This window comes from Synergistaceae bacterium, assembly GCA_031272035.1.
GTDB lineage: Bacteria > Synergistota > Synergistia > Synergistales > Aminobacteriaceae > JAISSA01.
The window spans coordinates 1-8,625 of the sequence record JAISUO010000093.1; the positions used below are offsets into that span (position 1 = coordinate 1).

Here is an 8,625-nt window from a genome sequence, read left to right on the forward strand (position 1 = left end):
CGTATCGGCCTCATACCCGCCTTTACACGGCTCGCCTGGGAACCAGTCTGCGGTGCAGGATGATTTTATTCGCTTTACGTGGTAGAATTTTTAATTAAAATAAAAAACATGTTATAGTGTTTTTTAATCATACAAAAATGCAAAATATTTTGCTTAAATATTATCCAAACAAACAAAAAATGCAAAAAAATAATTGTTAGCGTAAAGAAGGGTAGAAATAAGATGATTCGCTACATATTCAAACGGTTGTTGACGATGATCCCCATCATGTTGGGAACCGCTTTCATCATCTTTACAATCATAAATCTGACGCCGGGCGATCCGGCCATTCTGATTCTGGGGCCTTCCGCTCCGCTGGAGGCCATAGAGCAGCTTCGCGGGGAGATGGGCCTCAACGATCCGTTTTTTGTCAGGTTTTTCCACTATATTTACAACATCATGACGAAGCTGGATTTCGGCAAGTCGTATCTCTCGAAGAAACCCGTCTACGACGAAATTTTCAAGCGTCTGCCGATCAGCATCAACATCGCGACATGCGGCATGGTGTGCGCGTGCCTTCTGGGTATCCCCATAGGAGTGATATCCGCCGTCAGGCAATATTCCGCCGTCGACAATATATCGAGGATCACGGCCATGGTTTTGGTGGCCATCCCGGGGTTCTGGCTGGCCATGATGCTGCTGCTGATCTTCTCCCTGAAACTGGGCTGGGTTCCCTCCAGCGGCATCTCGTCCTGGAGGAATTACATCCTGCCGTGCATCACCCTGGGCTGCGTCAACGGCGGCTCGGTTCTGCGCATCACCCGGTCGTCCATGCTGGAAACCATCCGGTCCGACTACGTGAGAATGGCCCAGGCAAAGGGCGTGCCGCAGAGCATCGTCGTCCTCAGACACGCGTTCATGAACGCGCTTCTGCCCGTCATCACAACTTCGGGCGGGATATTCGGCGGTTTGCTGGGAGGAGCCATCGTCACGGAGACCATTTTCTCGATGCCCGGGCTCGGCACCCTGATCGTCCAGTGCATCAAACTGAAGGACATTCCCACCGTACTCGCCAGCATCATTCTTCTCGCGTTCTGCTTCGGGATCATCATGCTGATCGTAGATCTGCTGTACGCCTTCTGCGATCCCCGCATCAAGGCGAAATACAGCCGCTGAAAGGAGCGGAATTGTGGAATTTCTTGAAGATCTGACTCTGACTTTTCATAAGTTTTCGACGCGAACAAAGGAGTTCTGGCGGCGTTTCAAAAAGAACCAGGGGGCCATGGCCGGACTCGTGATTTTGTGCGTGATCTTTTTTTGCGCCATCTTTGCCAACGTAATCGCGGACGAGTCGCTGATCGTGAAACAGAACGCGCGCATCCGCCTCCAGGGGCCGTCGTCAGCCCATTTGTTCGGCACGGACGTGTACGGGCGCGATATTTTCACCCGGGTCATCTTTGGCTCCAGAATTTCGCTCACCATCGGCATCGTCGCGGCTCTCAACGCCCTTTTGCTGGGCGGCTCCCTTGGGGCCGTGGCGGCTTTTTACGGCAAAAGAGTCGACGAGATCATCATGCGAATCATGGACATGCTCATGGCCATCCCCACGACGCTCCTGGCTCTTTCCATCGTGGCGGCCCTGGGTTCCAGCATGACCAACCTCCTCATCGCTATTTCCCTTTCCAGTATGCCGAGCTTCGCCCGCCTTGTGCGCTCGTCCATTCTTTCGGTTGTCGAGATGGAATACGTGGAGGCGGCCCGCGCCTGCGGCACCGGCGATTTGCGTATTATTCTGAAGGACATTCTTCCCAACGCCATAGGGCCCATTATCGTCCAGACCACCCAGAGCATCTCCGGCATGATCCTGACGGCCTCAAGCCTGAGTTTCATCGGTATGGGCGTGCAGGCCCCCCAGCCCGAGTGGGGCGCGCTGCTCTCGGAGGCCAGAGAATACATGCGCACCTACCCTTATATGATCATCTCCCCGGGAATCTTCATCATCCTGACGGCTCTGTCCTTCAACCTGCTGGGAGACGGCCTGCGAGACGCCCTGGATCCGAGGCTGAAAGACTGACACATGGCTGACATGGAGAACGGCGAAATGGAAAAGACTCGCGCGGACGGCGGCAGACAGGCGATTCTGGAGATCCAGGGCCTGGAGGTGGTTTACCGTACGGAACAGGAGACGGTAAGGGCTGTTAACGGCATCGACCTGTCGATTCACGAAGGCGAAACGGTGGGGCTGGTGGGCGAGACGGGCGCGGGAAAAACGACCACGGCTTTGTCCATCCTGAGGCTGCTGCCCGAGAAGACCGGCCGGATACTCCGGGGAGAAATTCTTCTGCGCGGCCGGAACCTGCTGAACGTTCCCGAGAAAGAGATGCGGAAGGCCATACGGGGAGACCGCATCTCCATGATTTTTCAGGACCCCATGTCCTCACTCAACCCCGTCATGCGGGTGGGAGATCAGATAGCCGAAGCCTTGAAATACCACAACGACACGAATATGTCTTCCGGAGAGATCCAGTCCCAGGTGGACAAAATGCTGGAATTGGTGGGGATATCGCCGGCGAGAAAAAGGGATTACCCCCATCAGTTTTCGGGTGGAATGAAACAGCGCGTCGTCATCGCCACCGCGCTGGCCTGCAACCCCGAGCTGCTTATTGCGGACGAACCCACAACGGCGCTGGACGTGACGATTCAGGCTCAGGTCCTGGCCCTCATGTCGGAGCTGCAAAACAAATTCAGGTCCGCCATTCTGCTGATCACCCACGATCTGGGGATAGTTGCCCAGACCTGCAGCCGCGTGGCCGTCATGTATGCCGGCGAAATCATTGAAAGCGGGACGGTGGAGGATGTTTTCCTGTCCGACAAACGACACCCCTACACGGTGGGTCTGTTCGGCTCCATACCGGATATGAACGCGGAGGCCGACCGCCTGTCGCCTATCGGTGGATTGATGCCCGACCCGACTGCCCTCCCCGACGGATGTTATTTCTCCACCCGCTGTCCGCTTTGCAGGGACATCTGTCGAGAGAGCCATCCGGACGTCACGGTGGACGGAACGCACGAAGTTTTATGCCACCTGTACGCGGAGGAGCGCCTGTGATGAACGGAACGAACGAGAGCCCCGTGATTGAGGTCCGTGGGCTCAAAAAATACTTCAGCGTAAAGAAATCGAAGCTGCACGCCGTGGACAACGTCTCCCTTTCCATTGAGGCGGGGAAAACCCTTGGCGTAGTTGGAGAATCGGGTTGCGGCAAATCGACTTTGGGAAGGACGATCCTGCGCCTCACGGAACCTACGGATGGGAAAATCTTTTTCAGGGGAATTGACATCACGGGGTACGGCAAGCTGCAGATGCGGGACCTTCGCCGGAAAATGCAGATTATTTTTCAGGACCCCTACTCCAGCATCAACCCGCGCATGACGGTGGCCGACATCATCGCACAGCCGATGATCGTCAACAAAATGTTCAACACGAAGAAAAAACTCTACGATCGCATCAGGGAGCTGATGGACACGGTAGGGCTGGCCGCCCGCCTGTACGACTCCTACCCTCACGAACTGGACGGAGGTCGTCGGCAAAGGATTGGGATCGCCAGAGCTCTTGCCCTCAACCCCGAGTTCATCGTCTGCGACGAACCCGTGTCGGCTTTGGACGTATCGATTCAGGCCCAAATTTTGAATCTTCTGATGGATCTGCAGGACAACATGGGCCTGACTTACATGTTCATCACCCACAACCTGTCGGTGGTCAGGCACATCTCCGACGACATCGCGGTCATGTACCTGGGGCAGTGCATCGAGACCTGCAAGTCGAGAGAACTGTTCAAAAACCCGCGGCACCCTTACACGCGGGCGCTGCTCTCGGCCATCCCCCTGCCCGACCTGTCCCTGCGCGGTAAACCCAGGCAAATTATCCGCGGAGAGATTACCAACCCTGTGGATCCGCCGCCGGGCTGCCGTTTCGCGCCGCGCTGCGATTTCTGCAGGGAGGCCTGCACAACAGCCGACCCCGAATTTCGTCAGATCGCCCCGGACCATTTTGTCGCCTGCGTCGCCGCAGACGAGATCACACTGAAGCAGAACGGGGAGGTGTTCGCAAAGAGCATAAACGACCGTAAATAACCAATAAAGCTTTCGGATTTTGGAACGGCGGGATTTTTGGAGACAAGTATTAATTAATTCAACCAATAGACTAATCAATAAGGAGGAATACCGATGAAAAAGTTTATGCGAATTTTGTTCGCCGCCCTGTTCTGTCTGACCCTGGCGGCTTCTTTTCAGGGCGCGGAGGCGGCCCGGCGCGAGGACGTCAACATTTACGTGGAGGGCGTCATCCCGACGCTGGATCCATACGGCACCGGACAATACGTCGCCTGGTATGTTTTCAACCAGGTTTACGAGACGCTGACCACCGTTGACGACTCAGGCAAAGTGCAGCCGTGTCTCGCCACAGGCTGGGAGGCGTCCCAGGACGGGTTGAAGTACACTTTTAAACTCGTCAAAGGCGCGAAATTCCACAACGGAGAAACTTTTACCGCCGAGGACGTGGCCTACAGCCTGAATACCGCCTCCACAAAACCCGCCGTCAGTTCTTACACCAACATGATCGACCGGGCCGAGGCCGTCGATGAAAATACCGTAACCGTCTATCTCAAACGGCCTTACGCCGCTTTCGCCTCCAACGTGTCGGAGCTGCCCATCGTAAACAAAAAGTTCTACTCCGAACACGAGAACCTGTACAACATCGCCTGCGGCACCGGAGCGTACAGGCTGGTGGAAGCCGATCCCAACTCCGAAATCAAGCTTACTCGCTTTGACGAATACCGTCAGGGCCCGGCGAAAATCAGGGACATCACGTTTAAGATCATCACCGACTCAACCACCGCCTCCATCGCTTTCGAGACGGGAGAGCTGGATTTCCTCATGGTCTACAACGTCTCCAACTTCCCGCCCCTGAGGGACAGCGGCAAGTACAACGCGCAGTTGTGCGCGACGTTCCACACGGCCTACATCGAACTGAACAACGAGCTCAAACCATTTGACAACAAGCTCGTGCGTCAGGCTTTGACTTACGCCGTGGACAGGGAGACGATCATTCAGGTCGCTTACGACGGCATGGCAGTTCCCGCTCGTATGAACGTCAGCGAAAACAGTTTCGGCGCTGATTTTTCGGACGCCATGACGTTCGAGTTCAGTCCGGAAAAAGCGAAGAAGCTCCTGGCCGAAGCCGGTTATCCCGACGGCATTGACTTCACCGCCATGGGCTTTGAGTTCGACTATATTTCGGGCAGCTATCACGAGAAAATCGCCCAGTGCATCCAACAGACATGGGCGGAGTGCGGAGTCAGGATCAATCTGAGAGCATCGGAAAACGTCTCCACCAACGCCGCGAAGGGAAATTACGCCGTATGCACAATGGGCAACTCCTTTACGGGCGACATGTCCTACACGGCAACCATGTACGCTTCCTCGGCGATCAACGCATCAAACCACGCCAGGTATTCCAATCCGCGCGTGGACGAGCTGTACAAGCTGGGAGATGCCACCACAAACAGCGCCGATCGTCTTAAATATTACAAGGAAATCTGCAATACCGTCATTGAGGACTGCCCCTACATCTCCATCCAGCACAAGCAGATCCCCTACGTCTGGGTAAAGGATCTGAACGCCGTTCCGCACCTTTCCTCCGGGCATCCCTGGTACGTCTACGAATGGAGCTGGAACTGAAACCGCAGCCACAGCACCGAATTCAACGACCGCCGGCAGCGTTCCTGCGGTCGTTTTAACAACAATACCCAAAACAATACCCAATAGGAGAGGGTTTCGAGTGAACAAAGAATATAGTCTGGAAAAAAGGATTCTTCGGGAAACGGAAGGATTTTCGGGGCATATGGGAGTCTGCGCCGATGATTTGCGGGGCGGCGTCGTGGCCGTCAACGCGGACGAGGAGTTCGAGACTGCCAGCACCATCAAAGCGTTTATTCTGGCGGACCTGTTCCGCAGAGTGCATGAGGGAACGAAAAAACTGAGCGAGAAACTGCCCTATACCAGCGAAAACTACCTCAAAGGCAGCGGAGTGATGCGCTACTTCGACTTCGGCGACGAGATGTCCGCCAAAAACGTCGCGACCCTGATGATCATCGTCAGCGACAACGTGGCCACGAACATCATCATCGACTATCTGGGCCTGGACAGCATCAACGACACCATACAGTCTTTGGGCTTCCGCCGGACAAAACTCCTGCGCAAGCTGTGCGACCAGGCACAGTCCCCCCTGGGAATCACGACTCCGAGAGAATATGGACGGCTTTTCGCTCTGGTGGCCAGAGAAGAACTGATCAGCCCGGAGGCGTCGCGGGGTATGCTCGATATTTTCAAGGCGCAGCAGCTGAATAACATCCTGGTTAACTGGCTGCCGCCCTACTACCTGACCGAGGATTCGTTTCCCGAAGCTCCGGACCAGAAAACTTTCGTCGCGTCCAAGAGCGGCAGCCTGAAATCCTGCCGGAATGACGGCGGCATCGTCGGCACGCCTTTCGGACGGTACGCAGTGGCCATCATGACCAGGGACTTCCACGACAAACTTTATCATAAATTCCACGAAGCTCTCAATTACGGCTCAAGAGTCGCTCGATTGCTTTACGACCAGTATCTGGCGCTGGAAGGGCGCTTTTTCCTGAAATAGAAATAAATGTATGTGCTCAAAACATTTCTGAATTTAAGTCCTAACTTTTTCAAATAAGCATAGTATTTTCCTAAGAAAGGCTGAAAGGACTTGCTTTCCAGCCTTTCAGTTTTTTATCGTTATGAAAAAGCTCCTGAGAGCTTTTTTGCGCCCTTTGCTCAGACTGAAGGACTGTCGTATACCGCTTTATCCACCGAACTGAAGATCTTCCCGGAAATCAGGCCAGCCACCATTGAATCGCTGACGTTGATGGCCGTGCGGCCCATATCGATAATCGGCTCGACGGAGATGAGGACGCCCGCCAAACCCACGGGAAGTCCCAGCGCGGAGAGGACCATGATGGCGGCAAATGTGGCTCCGCCTCCGACCCCAGCCACGCCGAACGAGGATATGGCCACCGTCAGAATCACTTGAACCAGAAATGCGGGGTTGGAGATGTCTATTCCCAGCGTCGGAGCAATCATCATGACCAGCATGGCGGGATAAATGCCGGCACAGCCGTTCTGCCCCATGGAAGTTCCAAGGGACGCCGCAAAGCCCGACAGCCCCTTATCCAGTCCGAACCCGTCGTTCAGGGTTTTGATCGTCATCGGCAGAGTGCCGGCGCTCGTTCTGGAAAGGAAAGCGAAGGAAAGAGTCGGCCAGCTCTTTTTCAGGAAGATGAACGGGTTGAAACCGAATGCCAAAAGCAGCAGGAGGTGCATGACCAGAACCAGACCCAACGCCACATAAGACGCCCCGGCAAATTTCGCCAGAGTGAAGAGGGCGGCGTAGTTGGTGGAGGCCAGAGTCCTCGCCATGATGGCGCAAACGCCGTAGGGGGTCAATTCCAGAATCATATAGGTCAATTCCAGAACCGCGCCGTAGAACACCTTCGTCCCCGCTTTGAACTTCTCCGCAAGCTCAGGTTCCTCACGGCGCAAAATCAGAACGGCGATAGCCAGCAGGCTGGAAAAGAACACCACGGAAAGAGTCGCGTTGTCTCCCGCACCCGTCATGGCCGCGAAGGGGTTCGATGGGATCACTTTCATCAGCTGCGCGGGAAGGGAAAGGTTGGTTTGGGCCCTGCCCTCCATGTATTCCATTCGTTTCTGCTCGGCATCCCCTATTTTGATCGCGTCCGAACGCAGACCGAAACCCTTCGCCACGAAGATGCCAATGGCGGCGGAAATAGCGGTCGTCGCAATCAGAACGACGATGATCGCCGCGCCCTTTTTCGCCAGCGCTTTCGTCGTTTCCAGGTTCACGATGGCGGACAGGATGCTGATCATAATGAGAGGAAAGGATATCATGCGCAAAAGGGCCACATAACCGTTACCGACCAGGCTGTACCACTCCATGGCGCTCTGCATCGCTCCGGCGTCGTCCGCGGGGAAATATTTCAGAGCCAACCCCACCAGGATTCCAAGCGCAAGACCCGAAAGAACGCGGACGGAAAAGCTTTTGCCCGAAGCGTTCATTCTCCAAAGCACAAAAAGAACAACCGCCAGCAAACCGACGTTAAGCCAGAACATACTATCACCCTTTCGTCAGATATGCGGAGCCTCTATACCCATTATTCTAGAAGTCCTGATATAAGTCAATTCAAGCAAAAAAGCAGCGCTGTTCATTGTAATCAAAATAATCAATTACTTAATGATGAGTGGAAGCTCCTGCAAAAGCTGACTTTCCGTAAAAGCTCCAGGGTGGTCTGAGCCCCCGCCGGCCCCGTACCGACAACGGCGGGCAAGCGCCGATTTTCTCTGGTGGGAGTATACTTTTCTCAATCATTATGATGAAGGAGACGGTAATATGTACTCTGTCATTACGGCAAGCCCCAACAAGAACGGCCTCACGGCGGCCTGCGGTCGGGCGGCGCTGCTGGGCATTGAGCGCGCAGGGAAATCCGGGGAGCTTATTGACCTGTCCGAGTTGAAAATTCAGCCGTGTCTTATTTGCGGCGACGGTTGGGG

At 54.9% G+C, this 8,625-nt stretch carries 7 protein-coding genes; 6 read left to right on the forward strand and 1 reads right to left on the reverse strand.

The features are described from left to right. The first annotated feature begins 222 nt into the window (after positions 1–222). The 6 genes from LBR61_10925 (at position 223) to LBR61_10950 (ending at position 6,673) form a co-directional block, all read left to right on the forward strand. The gene (locus tag LBR61_10925; protein ID MDR1732592.1) at positions 223–1,155 is read left to right on the forward strand and encodes an ABC transporter permease; all 933 of its coding nucleotides are present in this window, start codon (positions 223–225) and stop codon (positions 1,153–1,155) included. 13 nt (positions 1,156–1,168) lie between these two features. Next, a complete protein-coding gene (locus tag LBR61_10930) occupies positions 1,169–2,053 on the forward strand; it encodes an ABC transporter permease (protein ID MDR1732593.1) in 885 nt (294 codons plus the stop codon). A gap of 27 nt (positions 2,054–2,080) precedes the next feature. Further along, a complete protein-coding gene (locus LBR61_10935) occupies positions 2,081–3,088 on the forward strand; it encodes an ABC transporter ATP-binding protein (protein ID MDR1732594.1) in 1,008 nt (335 codons plus the stop codon). Then, entirely contained in the window at positions 3,088–4,110 is a 1,023-nt protein-coding gene (locus tag LBR61_10940; GenBank protein MDR1732595.1) for an ATP-binding cassette domain-containing protein, read from the forward strand. The genes LBR61_10935 and LBR61_10940 overlap by 1 nt, the downstream gene beginning before the upstream one ends. A 93-nt stretch (positions 4,111–4,203) precedes the next feature. After that, complete coding sequence (locus LBR61_10945) at positions 4,204–5,715, forward strand: ABC transporter substrate-binding protein (GenBank protein MDR1732596.1); 1,512 nt, start codon at positions 4,204–4,206, stop codon at positions 5,713–5,715. A gap of 100 nt (positions 5,716–5,815) precedes the next feature. Further along, positions 5,816–6,673 (forward strand): class A beta-lactamase-related serine hydrolase, encoded by an 858-nt coding sequence (locus tag LBR61_10950; GenBank protein ID MDR1732597.1) that lies wholly within the window; start codon positions 5,816–5,818, stop codon positions 6,671–6,673. Between the two features lie 158 nt (positions 6,674–6,831). Here LBR61_10950 and LBR61_10955 read toward each other — a convergent pair whose 3' ends face one another. After that, on the reverse strand, positions 6,832–8,187 hold the full coding sequence (locus tag LBR61_10955) for a cation:dicarboxylase symporter family transporter (GenBank protein MDR1732598.1): 1,356 nt from the start codon (positions 8,185–8,187) through the stop codon (positions 6,832–6,834). Between the last annotated feature and the right edge of the window lie 438 nt (positions 8,188–8,625).